Origin of the sequence: Salmonella sp. 32082101201600294FB01SM01 (assembly GCF_017572865.1) — a bacterium.
Lineage (GTDB): Bacteria > Pseudomonadota > Gammaproteobacteria > Enterobacterales > Enterobacteriaceae > Salmonella > Salmonella enterica.
This window is the reverse complement of sequence record NZ_JAGESB010000001.1, coordinates 1,134,740-1,153,995: the sequence shown is the minus strand read 5'-3', so window position 1 is coordinate 1,153,995 and position 19,256 is coordinate 1,134,740. Positions and strand designations below refer to the sequence as shown.

Sequence of the window (19,256 nt, the reverse complement as noted above, 5' to 3'; positions counted from 1 at the left end):
ACCGTCTACAAGCGGGGTGTTGACCCTTTATCCTAAGATGCGATAACAGAGCCCCCCGTGAGCTAACCGGGGCGCGTTAAAGAGAATGATACAAAATTTCTCCCGCGCTCTCGCGAAGTTGCAACGTAATGGCTCCGTTTTTGCAAAATTTCCAGAGCATTATCAATCTGTAGTATAATGGTGCGCACTTTTATTAAAAATTGAGTGCGCCCATGATTGATATTACGCTTCCTTTGACTGACATCCACCGCCACCTTGATGGCAACATTCGCGCCCAAACAATTCTGGATCTTGGTCGGCAGTTCAACATCGCCCTTCCCGCCCAAACGCTGGAAACGCTGATTCCGCATGTCCAGGTCACCTCAACCGAACCCGATTTAGTAAGCTTTCTCACGAAGCTCGATTGGGGGGTAAAAGTCCTGGCATCGCTTGACGCCTGCCGCCGTGTGGCCTTTGAAAATATTGAAGATGCCGCACGTAACGGCCTGCATTACGTCGAGCTTCGCTTTTCGCCCGGCTATATGGCGATGGCGCATCAGTTACCGATCGCAGGCGTGGTTGAAGCCGTTATCGACGGAGTACGCGACGGCTGTAACACGTTTGGCGTCGAGGCGCGACTCATTGGCATTATGAGCCGTACCTTCGGCGAGGCGGCATGTTTACAGGAGCTTGATGCGCTGTTGGCGCACAGAGAGAAAATCACCGCGCTGGATTTAGCCGGTGATGAGCTGGGCTTTCCCGGCAGTCTGTTTTTGTCGCACTTTAATCGGGCGCGCGATGCGGGCTGGCATATTACCGTTCACGCTGGCGAAGCCGCAGGGCCGGAAAGTATCTGGCAGGCGATTCGCGAACTGGGGGCCGAACGTATCGGACATGGCGTAAAAGCTGTCGAAGATCGCGCGTTAATGGATTTTCTTGCACAGCAGCGTATCGGTATTGAATCCTGTCTGACCTCGAATATTCAGACCAGTACCGTCGCATCGCTGGCAGATCATCCGCTCAAAACCTTCCTTGAACATGGCGTTCTCGCCAGTCTTAATACGGACGATCCGGCTGTTCAGGGCGTAGATATTATCCATGAATATCACGTCGCCGCGCCAGCGGCAGGATTGAGCCGCGAACAGATTCGCCAGGCGCAGATTAACGGTCTGGAAATCGCCTTTCTGAGCGATGACGAAAAACGTGCGCTGCGCGAAAAAGTGGCCGCGGCGTAAAATTGCTTTATTGATGCTAACGCCCTCTCTCCGCCTGCGGTTTAATGCTATCCCAGGCGGAGAAATGCGACATCTCAGGCAAGACACAGCGTCGCGCGATGTTTTGCCGATTCCATGCCCAGTTCAATCAACTCCATAATTTGAATCGCCTGGCTTGCCGGCACGGGATTTTCACCATTACCGTTTAACGCATCGCGGATGGCGGCATAATATGCCGGATAGTTACCCGGCAACGTAAGCCAGTTCTCTTCTTTGCGCTTCTCTCCCTCAACCAGGGTCAATACGCCGTCACGCATGTCATATCCCCAGTCTTCCTGCGGTAAACGCTCGCCGTTTTTTAACCGTTCTTCCTGGGGATCGAGGCCATATTTTACATAGCTACCGCGCGAACCATGAACGATGTATCGCGCGGATTCCGCCGCGGCCAGCATCGTACCGTGCAAAATCACGCGGCGCTGGGGGTAGGATAAAATCGCGTGGAAATAATCTGTAGATTGCGCACCCGGACGCAGCTGCGCTAAATCCACCGTCATGCTGACCGGCAGGCCAAAAAGTTGAATGGCCTGATCCAACAAGTGCGGCGCCAGATCGTACCAGATACCACTTCCTGGCCCGCCTTGCTCGCGCCAGCGGTCGCGCACCTGGGGACGGAAGCGATCAAAGTGGGATTCAAACAAGGACACCTCGCCGAGCACGCCATCCGCCAGCAAGGCCTTCAGCGTCAAAAAATCGCTGTCCCAGCGTCGGTTGTGGAAGACGGAAAGTACCCGACCAGTGCTCCGCGCAAGCGCATCCAATTCTCGCGCCTGTGACAGTGTCACGGTAAAGGGTTTATCAACCACCACATGCTTACCGGCTTCCAGCGCAGCTTTCGCCAGCGGGAAATGGGTATCGTTGGGCGTCGGGATCACGATCAGGTCGATATGCGGATCGTTAAATAAATGTCGGGGCTCAGAGACCACGGAAACCGCCGGCCAGTCTGCTTTCACTTTTGTTTCATCGCTGCTGGATACCGCCGCAAGCTCTAGCCCTGGCGTTCCCATAATTAAGGGCGCATGAAAGGTTTTACTGGCGTAGCCATAACCGATTAACCCAACGCGGATTTTGTCATTCATCTCACTGCCTCCGGTTTTAGATATCGCTATTCCACACCATCGTGCGATTAGCCGCAATAGCGTCCTGACCATCAACGTAGCATCAAATGATTAACTTGTTACAGAACAGAGGCTAAAAACGTTTCCCTCCCTCTTGCCGACCGTTCGCCAGGAAAGTAACATTTACCCCCTGTGTTTATGGATAAATCAAAGCAAATGTCGTCAATAATGAATCGTCTTATTGAATTAACTGGGTGGATAGTTCTCGTTATCTCAGTCATTCTTTTAGGTATTGCCAACCATCTTGACAATTACCAACCACCAGAGCCCACGGCTTCCGTTCAGAAGAAGTAAGCGTCAGATAATGTAAAGGCATTTTCGCGTGGTACGGTAAGCGGCGCCCCGGGGGGTGCAAAGAAAAGTCAAAAACCGGCAAAAAAAAACGAAATATGTCCTATCTGGTCTGACGTTTATTGCCTGTTGTAGGAAAGCGCGTTAACCTTTCGCCCCAGGCGCCATGTGGCGCCTGACTCTTTACCGGTAAGAATATTCCCTTTTTACCTGCACCCCTGACCTCTCACTGGTGCGGTTTTGTTTATTTTTTATCAGTGACTACTCCGTTGGCATTATATTTAATATGGATCAACTTTATATGACTGTTCAGGATTATCTATTAAAATTCCGCAAAATTAGTTCGCTCGAAAGTCTGGAAAAACTGTTCGACCACCTTAACTATACCCTTACTGATGACATGGATATTGTTAATATGTATCGCGCTGCAGATCACCGCCGTGCCGAACTGGTTTCCGGAGGACGCCTGTTTGATGTAGGTCAGGTTCCGCAATCCGTCTGGCGCTATGTGCAATAAAGAAAGTAGCGTTTAACATCAAAAACCTTATAATATTTGCCCCAAAATGAGCGGCATGACCGTTAACGCGCGTAACCCCGGAGAAGATATGACTACAACACCGCCACAACGAATTGGAGGCTGGCTTCTTGGCCCGTTAGCCTGGCTGTTAGTCGCGTTGTTGAGCGCCTCGCTGGCGTTATTACTCTACGTTATGGCGCTTGCCACACCGCAAACGTTCAAGACGCTTAGCGGACAGGAAACCGGTAATTTACTGCTATGGGGCATTTCATTTATTACCGCTATCGCCATGTGGTACTATACCCTGTGGTTGACGATCGCATTCTTCAAGCGCAGACGCTGCGTGCCGAAGCATTACATTATCTGGCTGCTGGTGTCGGTGTTACTGGCGGTTAAAGCATTTGCCTTTTCGCCCGTCTCAGATGCCTTTGCCGTGCGTCAGTTACTCTTCCCACTGTTGGCGACGGCGCTCATTGTGCCTTATCTCAAACGTTCAGCGCGCGTTAAAACAACGTTTGTTAATCCGTAATAACCCTACAGTTAACCTGTTGTCGCCTGTGGTAGTTTGACAGATAATAGGCGGCTTTTTTATTTCAGGCCGAAACATGACTGATTACCTGCTGCTCTTTGTCGGAACTGTACTGGTCAATAACTTTGTACTGGTCAAATTCCTGGGCCTTTGTCCCTTTATGGGCGTATCCAAAAAACTGGAAACCGCCATGGGGATGGGCCTCGCGACGACCTTTGTCATGACGCTGGCGTCGATATGCGCCTGGCTTATCGACACCTGGATACTTATTCCGCTGGATCTGATTTATCTGCGGACGCTGGCCTTTATCCTCGTCATTGCTGTGGTCGTGCAATTTACCGAAATGGTTGTACGGAAAACCAGCCCGGCGTTATACCGCTTGTTAGGCATCTTCTTACCACTGATTACCACTAACTGTGCGGTTCTGGGCGTAGCGTTACTGAATATTAATCTCGGTCATCACTTTCTTCAGTCGGCGCTGTACGGATTTTCCGCCGCCGTCGGTTTTTCATTAGTGATGGTTCTGTTTGCCGCCATCCGCGAACGCCTTGCCGTGGCGGATGTGCCCGCCCCTTTTCGTGGTAACGCGATAGCATTGATTACCGCAGGATTAATGTCTTTGGCCTTTATGGGCTTTAGTGGTTTGGTGAAGTTGTAATGAATACTATCTGGATTGCCGTTGGCGCCCTGACCCTTCTGGGCCTGGTGTTCGGCGCCATTCTGGGTTATGCCTCCCGCCGATTCGCGGTTGAAGATGATCCGGTTGTTGAAAAAATCGATGCGATTTTGCCGCAGAGCCAGTGTGGTCAGTGCGGCTATCCCGGCTGTCGCCCCTACGCCGAAGCCGTGGGTCTCCAGGGCGAGAAAATCAATCGTTGCGCGCCCGGCGGCGAAGCCGTCATGCTGAAAATGGCAGAGCTGCTAAACGTAGAGCCGCAGCCATGCGATGGTGAAGAACAGCAGGCCGCGCCAGTACGTATGCTGGCAGTTATTGATGAAAATAACTGCATTGGCTGCACAAAATGCATTCAGGCCTGCCCGGTTGACGCCATCGTTGGCGCAACGCGCGCCATGCACACGGTCATGAGCGATCTCTGTACTGGCTGTAATCTGTGTGTCGATCCGTGTCCGACGCACTGCATCGAATTACGTCCGGTGAATGAGACGCCCGACAGTTGGAAATGGGATTTGAACACCATTCCCGTTCGCATCATTCCCGTGGAACAACATGCTTAAACTATTTTCCGCTTTCAGAAAAGATAAAATCTGGGATTTCGACGGTGGTATTCATCCGCCCGAGATGAAGACCCAGTCAAACGGCACGCCGCTGCGCCAGGTGCCTTTAGCGCCGCGCTTTGTTATCCCTTTAAAACAGCACATTGGCGCTGAGGGCGAGCTGTGCGTTAGCGTCGGCGATCGCGTGCTACGCGGCCAGGCGCTTACCCGTGGACGTGGGAGAATGCTGCCGGTACACGCGCCCACCTCCGGGACGGTTATCGCTATTGCCCCCCACTCGACGGCACATCCTTCGGCGCTGGCGGAGTTAAGCGTCATCATTGATGCCGACGGCGAGGACCGCTGGATTGAACGCGAGGGCTGGTCTGATTACCGCGCCCACAGCCGTGAAGCGCTCATTGAACGCATTCATCAGTATGGCGTTGCCGGGCTTGGCGGCGCGGGGTTTCCCACCGGCGTTAAATTGCAGGGCGGCGGCGATAAAATCACCACGCTTATTATCAATGCCGCAGAGTGCGAACCTTACATTACGGCGGACGATCGTTTGATGCAGGACTGCGCCGCGCAGATTGTGGAAGGTATTCGCATCCTGGCGCATATTCTGCAACCGCGTGAGGTATTAATCGGCATTGAAGATAACAAACCGCAGGCTATTTCCATGCTGCGCGCCGTACTGGCTGACGCCCACGATATTTCGTTACGTGTTATCCCAACCAAATACCCTTCCGGCGGCGCAAAACAGCTCACCCAAATACTGACGGGAAAACAGGTTCCCCACGGCGGGCGCTCCTCTGATATTGGCGTGCTGATGCAAAACGTCGGTACGGCTTATGCCGTTAAACGCGCCGTGGTTGACGGCGAACCGATCACAGAACGCGTTGTCACCTTAACGGGTGAAGCGGTAAGCCGTCCGGGTAACGTCTGGGCGCGGCTCGGCACTCCCGTTCGTCATTTGCTTAACGATGCCGGGTTCTGCCCTTCCGCTGACCAGATGGTCATCATGGGCGGCCCGTTGATGGGATTCACCCTTCCCTGGCTTGACGTACCGGTCGTAAAAATCACCAACTGCTTGCTGGCGCCATCCGTGACTGAAATGGGAGCGCCTCAGGAAGAGAAAAGCTGTATTCGTTGCAGTGCTTGCGCTGACGCTTGCCCTGCCGACCTTTTACCGCAGCAGCTTTATTGGTTCAGCAAAGGGCAGCAGCATGACAAGGCTACCGCTCACCATATTGCTGATTGTATAGAATGCGGCGCCTGCGCCTGGGTCTGCCCCAGTAATATTCCGCTCGTCCAATATTTCCGTCAGGAAAAAGCGGAGATTAATGCGATCAGGCTTGAAGAAAAACGCGCCGCCGAAGCCAAAGCACGTTTTGAGGCTCGTCAGGCAAGACTGGAGCGCGAAAAAGCCGCCCGCCTTGCACGTCATAAGAGCGCAGCGGTACAACCAGCGGCAAAAGATCAGGATGCCATTGCCGCTGCGCTGGCGCGGGTAAAAGAGAAACAGGCGCAGGCCACGCAACCGGTGGTTATTCAGGCGGGTAGTCTGCCAGACAATAGCGCCGTCATCGCGGCCCGTGAAGCGCGTAAAGCGCAAGCGCGCGCTAAACAAGCCACTCATCCGATGGCTGACAGCGCGATACCCGGCGACGACCCGCGTAAAGCTGCAGTGGAGGCAGCCATCGCCCGCGCCAAAGCCCGTAAGCAGGAGCAGCAGGCCGGAAGCGAACCTGCCGAACCGGTCGATCCGCGTAAAGCCGCGGTGGAAGCGGCCATCGCCCGCGCCAAAGCCCGTAAGCAGGAGCAGCAGGCCGGAAGCGAACCTGCCGAAGCGGTCGATCCGCGCAAAGCCGCGGTGGAAGCGGCTATCGCCCGCGCCAAAGCCCGCAAGCAGGAGCAGCAGACCGGAAGCGAACCTGCCGAACCGGTCGATCCGCGTAAAGCTGCGGTGGAAGCGGCCATCGCCCGCGCCAAAGCCCGCAAGCAGGAGCAGCAGGCCGGAAGCGAACCGGTCGATCCGCGCAAAGCCGCGGTGGAGGCGGCTATCGCCCGCGCCAAAGCCCGCAAGCAGGAGCAGCAGGCCGGAAGCGAACCTGTCGAACCGGCCGACCCGCGTAAAGCCGCGGTTGCTGCGGCGATCGCCCGCGTTCAGGCAAAAAAAGCAGCACAGCAGCAGGTAGTTAACGAGGATTAAATGGTATTCAGAATCGCAAGCTCGCCTTATACCCATAACCAGCGCCAGACATCGCGAATCATGTTGCTGGTATTAATCGCCGCTCTGCCGGGGATTGCCGCGCAGACGTGGTTTTTTGGTTGGGGAACGCTTTTCCAGATCGTTCTGGCTGCCATCACGGCGCTCGTCGCGGAAGCCATTGTCCTTAGACTGCGCAAACAATCGGTCGCCAGTCACCTACAGGATTATTCCGCGTTATTGACGGGGCTTTTGCTGGCGGTCAGCATCCCTCCGCTCGCGCCCTGGTGGATGGTCGTGCTGGGAACCGGATTCGCCATTATTATCGCTAAACAGTTATATGGCGGGCTGGGACAAAACCCCTTTAATCCGGCAATGATCGGTTACGTGGTGCTCTTAATCTCCTTTCCGGTGCAAATGACAAGCTGGTTGCCGCCTTATGAAATAGCCGCAACAACGCCCGATATGCTGGACACGTTGCGGATGATTTTTACCGGGCATACCGCCAGCGGCGGCGATATGACACTGCTACGTATTGGTATTGACGGTATCAGCCAGGCGACGCCGCTGGATACGTTTAAAACGTCCTTGCGCGCCGGGCACTCCGTTGAGCAAATCATGCAGTACCCGATATACAGCGGCGCGCTGGCTGGCGTGGGCTGGCAGTGGATTAACCTCGCCTGGCTTGTCGGCGGCGTATTCCTGCTGTGGCAAAAAGCTATCCGCTGGCATATCCCGGTCAGTTTTCTACTGACGCTGGCGCTATGCGCCGCGTTAGGTTGGCTTTTCTCGCCCGCTACGCTGGCCTCGCCGCAGCTTCATCTGCTGTCAGGCGCCACCATGCTGGGCGCATTTTTTATCTTGACGGATCCGGTTACCGCCTCCACGACCAACCGTGGACGTTTAATTTTCGGCGCGCTGGCTGGGGTATTAGTGTGGCTGATTCGTAGCTTCGGCGGCTATCCGGACGGCGTTGCTTTTGCTGTCCTGTTGGCGAATATCACGGTTCCTCTGATCGACTACTACACGCGCCCCCGCGTCTATGGACATCGCAAAGGATAAACCATGCTGAAAACGATTCGTAAACACGGTATTACGCTGGCGCTTTTTGCCGCAGGTTCTACGGGATTGACTGCGGTGATTAATCAGATGACAAAATCAACCATCCACGAACAAGCGCTGCAACAACAGCATGCCCTGTTCGATCAGGTATTGCCGCCAGATCGTTACAATAATAATCTGCAAGATAGCTGTTATCTGGTCGATGCGCCCGCCCTCGGCAAAGGCACACATCGTGTTTTTATCGCTCGCAAGGATGATAAACCCGTAGCGGCCATCATTGAGGCCACCGCGCCAGATGGCTATTCCGGCGCTATCCAGCTTATTGTTGGTGCAGATTTCAACGGTACCGTCCTGGGGACGCGCGTGACGGAACATCATGAGACGCCAGGGTTAGGTGATAAAATTGAGCGCCGTTTGTCTGACTGGATTACCCACTTTAGCGGTAAAACCATCAGCGGTGAAAATGATACGCACTGGGCGGTGAAAAAAGATGGCGGTGATTTTGATCAATTTACCGGGGCGACAATAACGCCGCGCGCCGTGGTGAATGCGGTTAAACGCGCCGGGCTGTACGCCGAATCACTGCCCGCTCAGCTCCCCCATTTAACCGCCTGTGGAGAATAGCCATGAGCGAAATAAAAGACATTGTTGTTCAGGGGTTATGGAAAAATAACTCTGCTCTGGTGCAGCTACTTGGCCTGTGCCCTTTACTGGCGGTGACGTCTACGGCAACCAACGCTCTGGGGCTGGGTCTGGCCACAACGCTGGTATTAACGCTGACCAACCTTACGGTATCCGCACTACGTCGCTGGACGCCGGCAGAAATCCGTATCCCGATTTACGTTATGATCATTGCCTCGGTGGTAAGCGCAGTACAGATGCTGATCAATGCGTATGCGTTCGGTTTATATCAGTCTTTAGGGATTTTTATTCCGCTGATTGTAACGAACTGCATTGTTGTCGGTCGCGCCGAAGCGTTTGCCGCGAAAAAAGGATCGTGGCTTTCCGCGTTGGACGGTTTTTCCATCGGCATGGGCGCGACAGGCGCGATGTTCGTGCTGGGTTCGCTGCGCGAGATCCTCGGGAATGGTACGCTTTTCGATGGCGCGGATAGCCTGCTGGGAGGCTGGGCAAAAGTATTACGGGTCGAGATATTTCACACCGACTCGCCTTTCCTGCTGGCGATGCTACCGCCAGGCGCGTTTATCGGCCTGGGGCTCATGCTGGCGGTAAAATATCTTATTGATGAAAAAATGAAGAAACGCCGCGCCGAAACCGCGCCTTCCGCTGTTCCGGCAGGTGAAACAGGGAAAGTCTGATGAACAAAGCAAAAAGGCTGGAAATTCTGACGCGCCTGCGCGACAACAATCCGCACCCCACAACGGAACTCAATTTCACGTCGCCGTTTGAGTTGCTGATTGCCGTGTTGCTTTCCGCGCAAGCAACCGACGTCAGCGTGAACAAGGCTACCGCCAAACTTTACCCGGTCGCCAATACGCCAGCCGCGATGCTGGAACTGGGCGTAGAAGGCGTGAAATCCTATATCAAAACCATCGGTTTATTTAACAGTAAAGCGGAAAACGTGATTAAGACCTGCCGTATTTTACTGGACAAGCATAATGGCGAAGTGCCGGAGGATCGGGCGGCGCTGGAAGCGCTTCCCGGCGTGGGCCGTAAAACCGCTAACGTGGTGCTAAATACCGCCTTCGGCTGGCCGACCATCGCCGTTGATACGCATATATTTCGTGTATGCAACCGAACACAGTTCGCGCCGGGTAAAAATGTCGAGCAGGTAGAAGAGAAGTTACTGAAAGTGGTGCCGAATGAGTTCAAAGTGGACTGCCATCACTGGTTAATTTTGCATGGCCGCTATACCTGTATCGCCCGAAAACCCCGCTGCGGCTCCTGCCTCATTGAAGACCTTTGCGAATACAAAGAAAAAGTCGATATTTGATATGCTCGGAGCGCGTCCGTCACGCCAGCGCGCTCCCACCTTCGGCCTGGATCTATTTTAGCCATCAATCATTCCAGTCTCTGTCCTTTTTCTGATGTAATGTGCTTTCGTTTTCCCTCCACGTCAGGTTAATCATTTTTTTAATCGCAAAAATTTCTATCTATCCGTGATCAGGATCACTTTGATAACTTCATGTGAAATTTAATGACATCTAAGGTTACATTTACAACCGGATAGACTGACGCCCCGTTTTCACTACAAAATATTACTCTGCCATTTTTTCAGATAATGGCCTATATCACTGCTTTTCACCTTAAATAGCAGAAGATATCGCCTTTCACCCAAACCAATCGCCTTTTTGCAGTGTAAAAATCTGCCATTCTTCAAATGAAGAAATTTAACGCTGGATAACATTTCTGACATCGGACGATTCAACCAGAAGAGTTATATGTAACAGATTATTACAAAGCTCTTGTCTGGAGAGGAAAGATAGTGAACATTACCTGCCGTTTCCCCTCCAATATAACAATCGGACGGATGAGTCTGACTCATCACGCGCCAGACAATCCCTGTTAATACGGGGCGTAAAAAAGAGGTAAAAGTGTCTACTGCAAACAAAAAACCAACTGAGAGCGTCAGTTTGAACGCTTTCAAACAACCGAAGGCGTTCTATCTCATCTTCTCGATAGAGTTATGGGAGCGTTTTGGTTATTACGGCCTGCAAGGCATTATGGCCGTCTACCTGGTAAAACAACTGGGTATGTCAGAAGCGGATTCCATCACCCTTTTCTCTTCCTTCAGTGCGCTGGTGTACGGCCTGGTCGCCATTGGCGGTTGGTTAGGTGATAAAATTCTGGGCACCAAACGCGTTATTATGCTGGGTGCCGTGGTGCTGGCTATCGGTTATGCGCTGGTCGCATGGTCTGGTCATGACGCTGGCATCGTCTATATGGGCATGGCGGCTATCGCTGTGGGTAACGGTCTGTTTAAAGCTAACCCGTCTTCCCTGCTGTCTACCTGTTACGCGAAGGACGACCCGCGTCTCGACGGCGCATTTACGATGTATTATATGTCCGTCAACATCGGCTCCTTCTTCTCTATGCTGGCGACGCCGTGGCTGGCGGCGCGTTATGGCTGGAGCACCGCGTTTGCGCTTAGCGTCGTCGGTATGCTGATAACCGTCGTTAACTTTGCTTTCTGCCAGCGCTGGGTGAAAAGCTACGGTTCCAAACCCGACTTTGAACCGATCAACTTCCGTAATCTGCTGCTGACAATCGTGGGTATTGTCGTTCTGATTGCGGTCGCCACCTGGCTGCTGCACAACCAGGATATCGCGCGTATGGTGCTGGGCGTAATCGCTCTTGGCATCGTCATTATCTTCGGTAAAGAAGCGTTTTCCATGCACGGCGCGGCTCGCCGTAAAATGATCGTCGCCTTTATTTTGATGCTGCAGGCGATTATCTTCTTCGTACTGTACAGCCAGATGCCGACGTCGCTGAACTTCTTTGCCATTCGTAACGTCGAGCACTCTATTCTCGGTATCGCGTTCGAACCGGAACAGTATCAGGCGCTGAACCCATTCTGGATCATTATCGGCAGCCCGATTCTGGCCGCTATCTATAACAGGATGGGCGATACGCTGCCGATGCCGATGAAATTCGCCATTGGTATGGTGCTGTGTTCCGGCGCGTTCCTGATTCTGCCGCTGGGCGCCAAATTTGCGAACGATGCCGGCATCGTATCCGTAAACTGGCTGATCGCAAGCTACGGCCTGCAAAGTATCGGTGAGCTGATGATCTCCGGTCTGGGACTGGCAATGGTCGCACAGTTGGTTCCGCAGCGTCTGATGGGCTTCATCATGGGTAGCTGGTTCCTGACAACGGCAGGCGCTAACATCATCGGCGGTTATGTCGCCAACCTGATGGCTGTGCCGAGCGACGTGACTGACCCACTGATGTCCCTGGAAGTCTATGGTCGCGTATTTATGCAGATTGGCATAGCAACCGCCGTTATCGCCATCCTGATGCTGCTGACAGCGCCTAAGCTGAACCGTATGACCCAGGACGATGATACCGCTGAAAAAGGCTCTAAAGCCGCTACAGTTTAATTTTCCGGGAAACAACATTCAGGCCGCTAACTGTGCGTTAGCGGCTTTTTTTTTGCTCGTCCCCGCACTACCATACTTTAAACCTCAGCAAAAAGGAGTTACCGATGAAACTGTTCTACAAACCGGGTGCCTGCTCTCTTGCTTCCCATATTACCCTGCGCGAAATTGGCAAAGACTTTACGCTTGATGGCGTCGATCTCGCAAAAAAACGCCTGGAAAATGGTGATGATTACCTGGCAGTCAACCCTAAAGGACAGGTTCCGGCTCTGCTGCTGGATGACGGCACACTGTTGACTGAAGGCGTCGCCATTATGCAGTATCTCGCCGACAGCGTTCCCGACCGCCAGCTTCTGGCGCCGGTAAGTAGTCTTGCTCGCTATCATACGCTGGAATGGCTCAACTATATTGCAACGGAACTGCATAAAGGCTTTACCCCTCTGTTCCGCCCTGACACGCCAGAAACACTCAAACCCGCCGTTCGCGCCGGTCTGGAAAAGAAATTGCAGTATGTGGATGAGTCGCTTTCAGACGACCAGTGGATTTGCGGCCAGCGTTTTACCATTGCAGACGCTTATCTGTTTACCGTATTGCGTTGGGCCTATGGCGTAAAACTGAATATGGACGGGTTAACGCATATTGAAAGTTATATGCAGCGTGTCGCAAAAAGACCGACCGTTGCGGCAGCGCTTAAAGCGGAAGGACTGAATTAATGTCATGTTGCCGGATAGCTCGCTGTACCGCCATCCGGCCTCTTTTTAACAGCAATAATTACAGCCGCGTTGCGCTGAAGTAATGTTCAGGGTTAGCGATCCTGTCCTGGGCCGCCACGACCTGCAGTTCGTACTCCTGCATCGTTTTGGTGGCGATCATAATCTCATAGACTGCCGCCGTAACGTGCTCCAGCGCCTGCTGCAACGTCGCGCCCTGCAAAAGTTTGACCAGCAATAAACCACTGGTGACATCGCCAACGCCAACCGGCTGACGTGAACCGAAATCCACCAGCGGACGGCTAATATGCCAGGCTTCCTGCGCTGTCACCAGCAGCATTTCAAAGCGTTCTGAACTGTAACCGGCGCGGGCGAGATGTTTTACCAGTACAATTTCTGGCCCCTGAGCAATCAGTTCACGCGCCGCCTGCACGGCGTCATCCACATTATTCACGCTATGTTTGCTGAGAATTTCCAGTTCAATCAGGTTAGGCGCGATAATATCGCTGGCGGGTAGCGCATAACGCACATGGAACTCTGCGACGCCAGGCGCCACGATACAACCCTTTTCCGGATGCCCCATCACGGGATCGCAGAAATATTTTGCCTGCGGATTTGCCGCTTTAACCTGGCGCACAATACCGAGAATGTGTTCTCCCTGCTCGGCAGATCCCAGGTAACCGCTAAGTACGGCGTCGCAGTGCGCTAACTGGCCAATGTCCGCAATCCCCTGGACAATCTCAGTCAGATGGCTGGGCGGCATAACACAGCCGGTCCATTTACCATATTGCGTGTGGTTAGAAAACTGAACGGTATTCAGCGGCCAAACATTCGCGCCAAGACGGCGCATGGGAAATTCGGCGGCGCTGTTGCCCGCATGTCCGAAAACAACATGGGACTGGATAGCGAGGATATTCTTCATTTTTTTACCTGAACATCAAAAATAAGGGAGTGATTTCTCACTCCCTGTTACTTAATGCCTTATTTCCAGCAAATCAGACAATAGTTCTTTTTGCCGCGACGTAATAAGGTATAGCGGCCAAACAGACGGTCCTCATCGTTAAAGATGTATTCAGGATCGGATTGTTTTTCACCATTGATAGTGACAGCGTTGGAGGCGATAGTCTTACGCGCCTGACCACGTGACGGCTGGAGCTCGGCGTCTACCAGCGCCTGCATCAGGTCGGCGCCTTTTTCCATTTCAACCATCGGTACGCCGTCCTGCGCCAACTGCTCAAAGTCAGCTTCGCTCAGCGCGCTCAGTGAACCGCTGAACAGACATTCAGTGATCCGTTTCGCCGCGACCAGCCCTTCTTCACCATGAACCAGGCGCGTCACCTGCTCGGCCAGCACATACTGCGCGCGCGGCGCTTTCCCGCTGTTTTTATCTTCTTCTTCCAGGGCATTGATCTCTTCAATGTCCATAAAAGTGAAGAATTTCAGGAAGCGATAAACATCGGCATCTGCGGTGTTAATCCAGAACTGGTAGAATTTGTACGGACTGGTTTTCTTCGGATCCAGCCAGACAGCGCCGCCTTCGGTTTTACCGAATTTCGTGCCGTCAGCTTTGGTGATCAGTGGAACGGTCAAACCAAATACCTGATTCTGGTGCAGGCGACGGGTCAGGTCGATACCGGAAGTGATGTTCCCCCACTGGTCAGAACCGCCAATCTGTAAGGCAACGCCGTGCAGTTTATTCAGACAAGCGAAGTCGTACCCCTGTAGCAGGTTATAAGAGAACTCCGTGAAAGAGATACCCTGATCGTCACGGTTCAGACGCTGCTTCACCGCTTCTTTGTTGATCATCTGATTAACGGAAAAATGTTTACCGATATCGCGCAGGAAAGTCAGCACATTCATGCTGCCGAACCAGTCATAGTTATTGGCCGCGATAGCGGAGTTTTCGCCGCAATCAAAGTCCAGGAATGGGGCAACCTGTTTACGAATTTTCGCCACCCACTCCTGAACGGTCTCTTCAGTGTTCAGTTTACGCTCGGCGGCTTTGAAGCTCGGGTCGCCAATCAGACCGGTCGCGCCGCCTACCAGCGCAACAGGTTTGTGCCCTGCCTGCTGGAAGCGTTTCAGGCATAACAATGGAACCAGATGCCCCAAATGCAAGCTGTCAGCGGTAGGATCGAAGCCGCAATAGAGCGCGATCGGGCCTTGCGCCAGTCGCTCTGCCAACGCGTCTTCGTCCGTCACCTGGGCTACCAGCCCCCGCTCTTGCAATTGTTTAATCAAGTTACTGCTTGCCATCAAAATCTCCATGTATAAAACGACTGCACCTTTGCCGGTACACGACTTTTCGCCAGACGCGAAAGAGACATAGCATAAAACGGCGGATTCATCCGCACCAGTGCTTAAAACAAGATTTTTGCATCTTTAGGGCGCAAGACGGTCGATTTTCCATGCGCCGTCGTCGCGTTGGTATAAAAAGCGATCGTGCAGACGATGTTCGCCGCCCTGCCAGAACTCCATCTGTTCGATACTCACGCGAAAACCGCCCCAGAAGCTGGGTAACGGCACTTCGCCCTGTTGAAACTTCTGCTTGAGCTCCAGGAATTTGCTTTCGAGGATACCGCGCGCGGAAATGCGGCTGGATTGTTTAGAGACCCATGCGCCAATCTGGCTGTCGCGCGGACGGCTGTGGAAATACCTCACCACCTCAAGTGTGGAGAGACGCTCGGCTTTGCCTGTCACCATCACCTGGCGTTCAAGCATATGCCAGGGAAATAACAGGCTGATACGCGGATTGTGCTCAATCTGATGCGCCTTGCGGCTTCCCAGGTTGGTATAAAAGACCAGGCCTTTTTCATCATAATGCTTGAGCAATACAATACGCTGGTACGGTTGCCCCTTGTCATCTACGGTCGCCACGACCATTGCCGTCGGATCGGCCAGTCTGGCGTCGCACGCTTGCCCAAGCCAGCGCTCGAATAAGGTTAACGGTTCAGCGGGTAAATCGCGGCGACGCAAGCCGCCTTTCGTGTATTCACGGCGCAGATGCGCGATCTGCTGCAATTGGTCGTTATCAGACATGGCGTTGATCAGAAATAAACAGTGGGTGGCGCTATTGTGCGCCCCCATACTGAAAATCTCAACGCTTCGGATTTTGTAACTGACAGTTATTAAGCACAATTCTGTCTCGTTTATAGACCGTGGCGCTCTCGCCTTGCGACCAGAAAACATAAATCCCGTCGGTATAACGCGCGCCCGAGGCCGAGATTCCTTGCTTCAGGGTCAGCAGCTTATTGTCATAAACAAAACTGACCTCTTCACGCGGGTTATTGACTTTAACGGTAAGCGGCTTCTCATCACACTGGTATTCCAGCGTATCCGTTTGCATACGTTCAACAAATTGTTGATAAACGCTACAGCCGGTCAGCAGCACAGGTAAACACATTATTGCGATCTTTTTCATAGGCATATCCCGAAAGCTCTCCTGCTTCTGGAAGGGCAAACGCCCCTTCCTGACCTTGCTAGTTTACCGATATAGGGTCCGGGAAAAATTCAGTTAACTCTGAGTTATTGGGTTAGCCGGGTAAATAGCGCCTAAAACACTGGCTTCTGTAGCCCCCGTCACGGAAGGTAAATTTCCCGGCAGGCCCGCGAGCGTTCGCCAGGCAAGCCATGCAAAGGCCAGCGCTTCCATATCATCGCCGCTAATCCCCGCCTTATCGGTGGTCGAAACCTCGATACCGGGCAACAACGCCGCCAGACGGGCCATCACTAACGGATTCCGGCTTCCACCGCCACAGACCATCAGCCGCTCGCAGCCGCCATTGAGCAGCACCTGTTGGGCGATGGAGACCGCCGTCAGCTCAGCCAGCGTGGCCTGCACATCGCGCGCGTCTGCACCAGGGAAAGCCGTAAGATGACGTTCTAACCAGCCATAGTTGAAATATTCGCGTCCTGTACTTTTGGGCGCCGACGCAGCAAAGTACGGATCGCGCAACATCTTTTGCAGCAAGGGAAGAATAACCTGACCTTCTTTCGCCCATGCCGCATCTTTGTCGTAGGGCTGCGCGCATTGTCGCCAAATCCACGCATCCATCAACATATTACCCGGCCCCGTGTCGTACCCGCGCACCGCCTGTCCGGGGAAAAGCAGAGATAAATTGGCGATGCCGCCGATATTCAGGACCATACGTTTTTCCGTCGGATGTCCCAACAGCGCGTGATGGAAAGCGGGCACCAGCGGCGCGCCTTGTCCGCCCAGCGCAATATCCCGCCGCCGAAAATCGCCGACCACTGTAATCCCCGTATGGGCGACGATGTGATTATTATCGCCAATTTGCAGCGTATGCGGGGCCTCGCCGGTCGGCTCATGCCAGACCGTTTGCCCATGACAACCAATGGCGACGATATCCCGCGGCTGCAAACGTTGTTGCGCTAACAGCGCATTAACCGCCTGTGCAAAAAGCCGGCCTAACTGGGTATCCAGCTGGCCGAGTTGCGAGAGCGTAAGCGGTTGTCCCTGGCAAATATCGAGAATGCCTTTTTTCAGATGAACGGGAATGGGCCAGGTGAGACTTGCCTGTTGCGCAACCATGGTTTCATCAATTGCCGCCAGTACAACATCCACGCCATCAAGGCTGGTCCCGGACATAACGCCAATAAAACGGCCCGATTTCATACCTCTTCCTTATTAAGCTGGGTTAAGCCTTAACACTCGGCATAACGTATTTTGCAATGCGATGCCCGCGTCACGTTTTTTGCCGTGCCGTCCACGGATATCAATGACCTATCTTTTCTTGCTTCCCACTTCGTTTAAGATTAGTTAATTAACTTCTGATTATGATTTTTACATTCTTTTGGCAGAAGATATGACCTTAACTGCATAAATGCCATATAATTTAGCTATAGGGATGCTGAAATAGCGTTTCGTGAAGAACAGGAGATGGGTAAATGATTAAACGTGTACTGGCCGTTTCACTGATGGGGTTATCCTTAGCGGGGTGTGTTAACAATGATAGCCTTTCGGGTGATGTTTATACCGCATCCGAGGCTAAACAAGTTCAGAATGTAACGTACGGTACTATCGTTAACGTTCGTCCGGTTCAAATTCAGGGCGGTGATGATTCTAACGTGATTGGCGCTATCGGCGGCGCGGTGTTGGGCGGATTCCTCGGCAACACTATCGGCGGCGGTACGGGTCGTTCACTGGCGACCGCGGCAGGCGCGGTGGCTGGCGGCGTAGCGGGCCAGGGCGTCCAGAGCGCAATGAATAAAACCCAGGGTGTGGAACTGGAAATTCGTAAAGACGATGGCAACACCATTATGGTTGTGCAGAAACAAGGAAATACGCGTTTCTCGGCAGGTCAGCGTGTCGTGCTGGCCAGCAATGGCAGCCAGGTTACTGTCTCTCCACGCTAAACCAGGCTTTACGTGTGGTCACATGGCCACACGTATGCCCCTGCACCTCAATCGTGAGAGTGCAATTCCATAATGTTGTGTTCAAGCTTGGCGATAAGTTTAATCAGAATCTCAATCTCCTCTGAAGAAATCCCAGCCAAAATTTCACCGCGCGTTTTATGAATGACCGCTTCCATCTCAGCGATCAGCGGCTCCGCTTTCTCGGTCAGTTTAATGCGCTTAGCGCGACGATCGCTGGCGCAGGTTTGCCGCGAAATTAGCCCCTTATCTTCAAGTTGATCCAACGTGCGTACCAGCGATGGCTGCTCAATGCCTATCGCTTTAGCCAATTGAATCTGCGACTGGTCAGGCGGCAATTGATGAATATTGTGCAACGTGACCCAATGTGTCTGCGTCAATTCCAGAGGCTTGAGGCGATGGTCAATCAGAGCACGCCAAATGCGCACTAACCGTGCCAGATCAGAACCTAGTGGCGATTCCAATTTCATCTCCTTATAATTAGCTTGCTAAGTTATTATGCTGATTTTAGAATAGTGTGCAGTATTTGTATTCTCAAAACAAATGTATTGCTAAATTTGCTTACCAATAGACATTTTTTCAGACATAGTGCGCACCTGGCACCTGTAGCTTCAGTTTTGGCTAAAACTAAAGCATCGATGTCTGACGCAAAGGAACATTGCTTGTGAAGTGTATACTCAACGCCACAGGATTGCCCTTACAAGATCTCATGTTGGGAGCATCTGTTTACTTTCCGCCATTCTTTAAAGCCTTTGCGCTTGGGTTCGTTATCTGGTTGTTTATTCACCGACTCCTGCGTGACCGGATATACTCTGATGAAATCTGGCATCCCCTGTTAATGGATCTCTCCCTCTTTACGCTTTGCGTATGTCTGGGCCTCGTTTTACTGATCGCGTGGTAAAT

At 52.8% G+C, this 19,256-nt stretch carries 22 protein-coding genes; 15 read left to right on the top strand and 7 right to left on the bottom strand.

Translation table 11 applies throughout. The annotated features are described in order from the left end of the window. The first annotated feature begins 212 nt into the window (after positions 1-212). Positions 213-1,214, top strand: a complete 1,002-nt coding sequence (gene add / locus J4645_RS05645; protein WP_000565564.1) for an adenosine deaminase — start codon at positions 213-215, stop codon at positions 1,212-1,214. A 74-nt stretch (positions 1,215-1,288) separates the two neighbouring features. On the opposite strand, the gene J4645_RS05640 is transcribed toward add, so the two are convergent. Further along, complete coding sequence (locus J4645_RS05640; RefSeq protein WP_000998241.1) at positions 1,289-2,329, bottom strand: oxidoreductase; 1,041 nt, start codon at positions 2,327-2,329, stop codon at positions 1,289-1,291. A 207-nt stretch (positions 2,330-2,536) separates the two neighbouring features. Here J4645_RS05640 and blr point away from each other — a divergent pair, with 207 nt between their 5' ends. The 12 genes from blr (at position 2,537) to gstA (ending at position 12,962) form a co-directional block, all read left to right on the top strand. Further along, positions 2,537-2,662 carry a division septum protein Blr gene (gene blr / locus J4645_RS05635; protein ID WP_031607655.1) on the top strand — a complete coding sequence of 42 codons (126 nt, stop codon included), beginning with the start codon at positions 2,537-2,539 and terminating at the stop codon, positions 2,660-2,662. A gap of 298 nt (positions 2,663-2,960) precedes the next feature. After that, positions 2,961-3,176 (top strand): transcription modulator YdgT, encoded by a 216-nt coding sequence (gene ydgT / locus J4645_RS05630; protein ID WP_000217946.1) that lies wholly within the window; start codon positions 2,961-2,963, stop codon positions 3,174-3,176. 88 nt (positions 3,177-3,264) lie between these two features. Then, the gene (locus J4645_RS05625) at positions 3,265-3,705 is read left to right on the top strand and encodes a DUF2569 domain-containing protein (RefSeq protein ID WP_000214061.1); all 441 of its coding nucleotides are present in this window, start codon (positions 3,265-3,267) and stop codon (positions 3,703-3,705) included. Positions 3,706-3,781: 76 nt separating this feature from the next. After that, positions 3,782-4,363: an electron transport complex subunit RsxA gene (rsxA, locus tag J4645_RS05620; RefSeq protein WP_000133179.1), complete on the top strand. Its 582-nt coding sequence runs from the start codon at positions 3,782-3,784 to the stop codon at positions 4,361-4,363. Further along, complete coding sequence (rsxB, locus tag J4645_RS05615) at positions 4,363-4,941, top strand: electron transport complex subunit RsxB (RefSeq protein ID WP_001092600.1); 579 nt, start codon at positions 4,363-4,365, stop codon at positions 4,939-4,941. The genes rsxA and rsxB overlap by 1 nt, the downstream gene beginning before the upstream one ends. Beyond that, positions 4,934-7,132, top strand: a complete 2,199-nt coding sequence (gene rsxC, locus J4645_RS05610) for an electron transport complex subunit RsxC (RefSeq protein ID WP_023215490.1) — start codon at positions 4,934-4,936, stop codon at positions 7,130-7,132. The genes rsxB and rsxC overlap by 8 nt, the downstream gene beginning before the upstream one ends. Next, on the top strand, positions 7,133-8,191 hold the full coding sequence (rsxD, locus tag J4645_RS05605) for an electron transport complex subunit RsxD (RefSeq protein ID WP_000231889.1): 1,059 nt from the start codon (positions 7,133-7,135) through the stop codon (positions 8,189-8,191). A 3-nt stretch (positions 8,192-8,194) separates the two neighbouring features. Beyond that, positions 8,195-8,815 carry an electron transport complex subunit RsxG gene (gene rsxG, locus J4645_RS05600; protein ID WP_000920817.1) on the top strand — a complete coding sequence of 207 codons (621 nt, stop codon included), beginning with the start codon at positions 8,195-8,197 and terminating at the stop codon, positions 8,813-8,815. A 2-nt stretch (positions 8,816-8,817) separates the two neighbouring features. Further along, the gene (locus tag J4645_RS05595; protein ID WP_023214684.1) at positions 8,818-9,510 is read left to right on the top strand and encodes an electron transport complex subunit E; all 693 of its coding nucleotides are present in this window, start codon (positions 8,818-8,820) and stop codon (positions 9,508-9,510) included. After that, positions 9,510-10,145 carry an endonuclease III gene (gene nth / locus J4645_RS05590; RefSeq protein WP_001030318.1) on the top strand — a complete coding sequence of 212 codons (636 nt, stop codon included), beginning with the start codon at positions 9,510-9,512 and terminating at the stop codon, positions 10,143-10,145. The genes J4645_RS05595 and nth overlap by 1 nt, the downstream gene beginning before the upstream one ends. Positions 10,146-10,746: 601 nt before the next feature. Further along, positions 10,747-12,252, top strand: a complete 1,506-nt coding sequence (gene dtpA / locus J4645_RS05585) for a dipeptide/tripeptide permease DtpA (RefSeq protein ID WP_000100910.1) — start codon at positions 10,747-10,749, stop codon at positions 12,250-12,252. Positions 12,253-12,356: 104 nt separating this feature from the next. Beyond that, complete coding sequence (gene gstA, locus J4645_RS05580) at positions 12,357-12,962, top strand: glutathione transferase GstA (RefSeq protein ID WP_000765727.1); 606 nt, start codon at positions 12,357-12,359, stop codon at positions 12,960-12,962. A 58-nt stretch (positions 12,963-13,020) separates the two neighbouring features. Here gstA and pdxY read toward each other — a convergent pair whose 3' ends face one another. From pdxY to anmK, 5 genes are all read right to left on the bottom strand, one after another. Next, positions 13,021-13,881: a pyridoxal kinase PdxY gene (gene pdxY / locus J4645_RS05575; protein ID WP_000789732.1), complete on the bottom strand. Its 861-nt coding sequence runs from the start codon at positions 13,879-13,881 to the stop codon at positions 13,021-13,023. A 59-nt stretch (positions 13,882-13,940) separates the two neighbouring features. Further along, complete coding sequence (tyrS, locus tag J4645_RS05570; RefSeq protein WP_000168626.1) at positions 13,941-15,215, bottom strand: tyrosine--tRNA ligase; 1,275 nt, start codon at positions 15,213-15,215, stop codon at positions 13,941-13,943. 126 nt (positions 15,216-15,341) lie between these two features. Then, complete coding sequence (gene pdxH, locus J4645_RS05565; protein WP_001282334.1) at positions 15,342-15,998, bottom strand: pyridoxamine 5'-phosphate oxidase; 657 nt, start codon at positions 15,996-15,998, stop codon at positions 15,342-15,344. A gap of 58 nt (positions 15,999-16,056) precedes the next feature. Next, complete coding sequence (gene mliC, locus J4645_RS05560; RefSeq protein ID WP_001132086.1) at positions 16,057-16,386, bottom strand: C-type lysozyme inhibitor; 330 nt, start codon at positions 16,384-16,386, stop codon at positions 16,057-16,059. 87 nt (positions 16,387-16,473) lie between these two features. Then, positions 16,474-17,595 carry an anhydro-N-acetylmuramic acid kinase gene (gene anmK / locus J4645_RS05555; RefSeq protein ID WP_000835021.1) on the bottom strand — a complete coding sequence of 374 codons (1,122 nt, stop codon included), beginning with the start codon at positions 17,593-17,595 and terminating at the stop codon, positions 16,474-16,476. A gap of 272 nt (positions 17,596-17,867) precedes the next feature. On the opposite strand from anmK, the gene slyB reads away from it, so the two are divergent. After that, the gene (gene slyB, locus J4645_RS05550; protein ID WP_000597179.1) at positions 17,868-18,335 is read left to right on the top strand and encodes an outer membrane lipoprotein SlyB; all 468 of its coding nucleotides are present in this window, start codon (positions 17,868-17,870) and stop codon (positions 18,333-18,335) included. 47 nt (positions 18,336-18,382) lie between these two features. Here the strand turns inward: slyB and slyA are convergent, their stop codons facing one another. Next, positions 18,383-18,823 (bottom strand): transcriptional regulator SlyA, encoded by a 441-nt coding sequence (slyA, locus tag J4645_RS05545; RefSeq protein ID WP_000764550.1) that lies wholly within the window; start codon positions 18,821-18,823, stop codon positions 18,383-18,385. A 194-nt stretch (positions 18,824-19,017) separates the two neighbouring features. Between slyA and J4645_RS05540 the strand changes: the two genes are divergently transcribed. Further along, complete coding sequence (locus J4645_RS05540) at positions 19,018-19,254, top strand: DUF1656 domain-containing protein (RefSeq protein WP_000649755.1); 237 nt, start codon at positions 19,018-19,020, stop codon at positions 19,252-19,254. Positions 19,255-19,256: the final 2 nt, after the last annotated feature.

What these genes read in the sequence shown, in the direction of transcription:
- blr (WP_031607655.1), top strand. Translation starts at nt 2,537, where the DNA reads ATGAATCGTCTTATTGAATTAACTGGGTGGATAGTTCTCGTTATCTCA.
- gstA (WP_000765727.1), top strand. Translation starts at nt 12,357, where the DNA reads ATGAAACTGTTCTACAAACCGGGTGCCTGCTCTCTTGCTTCCCATATT.
- rsxC (WP_023215490.1), top strand. Translation starts at nt 4,934, where the DNA reads ATGCTTAAACTATTTTCCGCTTTCAGAAAAGATAAAATCTGGGATTTC.
- rsxD (WP_000231889.1), top strand. Translation starts at nt 7,133, where the DNA reads ATGGTATTCAGAATCGCAAGCTCGCCTTATACCCATAACCAGCGCCAG.
- J4645_RS05595 (WP_023214684.1), top strand. Translation starts at nt 8,818, where the DNA reads ATGAGCGAAATAAAAGACATTGTTGTTCAGGGGTTATGGAAAAATAAC.
- rsxG (WP_000920817.1), top strand. Translation starts at nt 8,195, where the DNA reads ATGCTGAAAACGATTCGTAAACACGGTATTACGCTGGCGCTTTTTGCC.
- nth (WP_001030318.1), top strand. Translation starts at nt 9,510, where the DNA reads ATGAACAAAGCAAAAAGGCTGGAAATTCTGACGCGCCTGCGCGACAAC.
- rsxB (WP_001092600.1), top strand. Translation starts at nt 4,363, where the DNA reads ATGAATACTATCTGGATTGCCGTTGGCGCCCTGACCCTTCTGGGCCTG.
- slyB (WP_000597179.1), top strand. Translation starts at nt 17,868, where the DNA reads ATGATTAAACGTGTACTGGCCGTTTCACTGATGGGGTTATCCTTAGCG.
- add (WP_000565564.1), top strand. Translation starts at nt 213, where the DNA reads ATGATTGATATTACGCTTCCTTTGACTGACATCCACCGCCACCTTGAT.
- slyA (WP_000764550.1), bottom strand. Translation starts at nt 18,823, where the DNA reads ATGAAATTGGAATCGCCACTAGGTTCTGATCTGGCACGGTTAGTGCGC.
- pdxY (WP_000789732.1), bottom strand. Translation starts at nt 13,881, where the DNA reads ATGAAGAATATCCTCGCTATCCAGTCCCATGTTGTTTTCGGACATGCG.
- J4645_RS05625 (WP_000214061.1), top strand. Translation starts at nt 3,265, where the DNA reads ATGACTACAACACCGCCACAACGAATTGGAGGCTGGCTTCTTGGCCCG.
- tyrS (WP_000168626.1), bottom strand. Translation starts at nt 15,215, where the DNA reads ATGGCAAGCAGTAACTTGATTAAACAATTGCAAGAGCGGGGGCTGGTA.
- mliC (WP_001132086.1), bottom strand. Translation starts at nt 16,386, where the DNA reads ATGCCTATGAAAAAGATCGCAATAATGTGTTTACCTGTGCTGCTGACC.
- J4645_RS05640 (WP_000998241.1), bottom strand. Translation starts at nt 2,329, where the DNA reads ATGAATGACAAAATCCGCGTTGGGTTAATCGGTTATGGCTACGCCAGT.
- rsxA (WP_000133179.1), top strand. Translation starts at nt 3,782, where the DNA reads ATGACTGATTACCTGCTGCTCTTTGTCGGAACTGTACTGGTCAATAAC.
- pdxH (WP_001282334.1), bottom strand. Translation starts at nt 15,998, where the DNA reads ATGTCTGATAACGACCAATTGCAGCAGATCGCGCATCTGCGCCGTGAA.
- anmK (WP_000835021.1), bottom strand. Translation starts at nt 17,595, where the DNA reads ATGAAATCGGGCCGTTTTATTGGCGTTATGTCCGGGACCAGCCTTGAT.
- ydgT (WP_000217946.1), top strand. Translation starts at nt 2,961, where the DNA reads ATGACTGTTCAGGATTATCTATTAAAATTCCGCAAAATTAGTTCGCTC.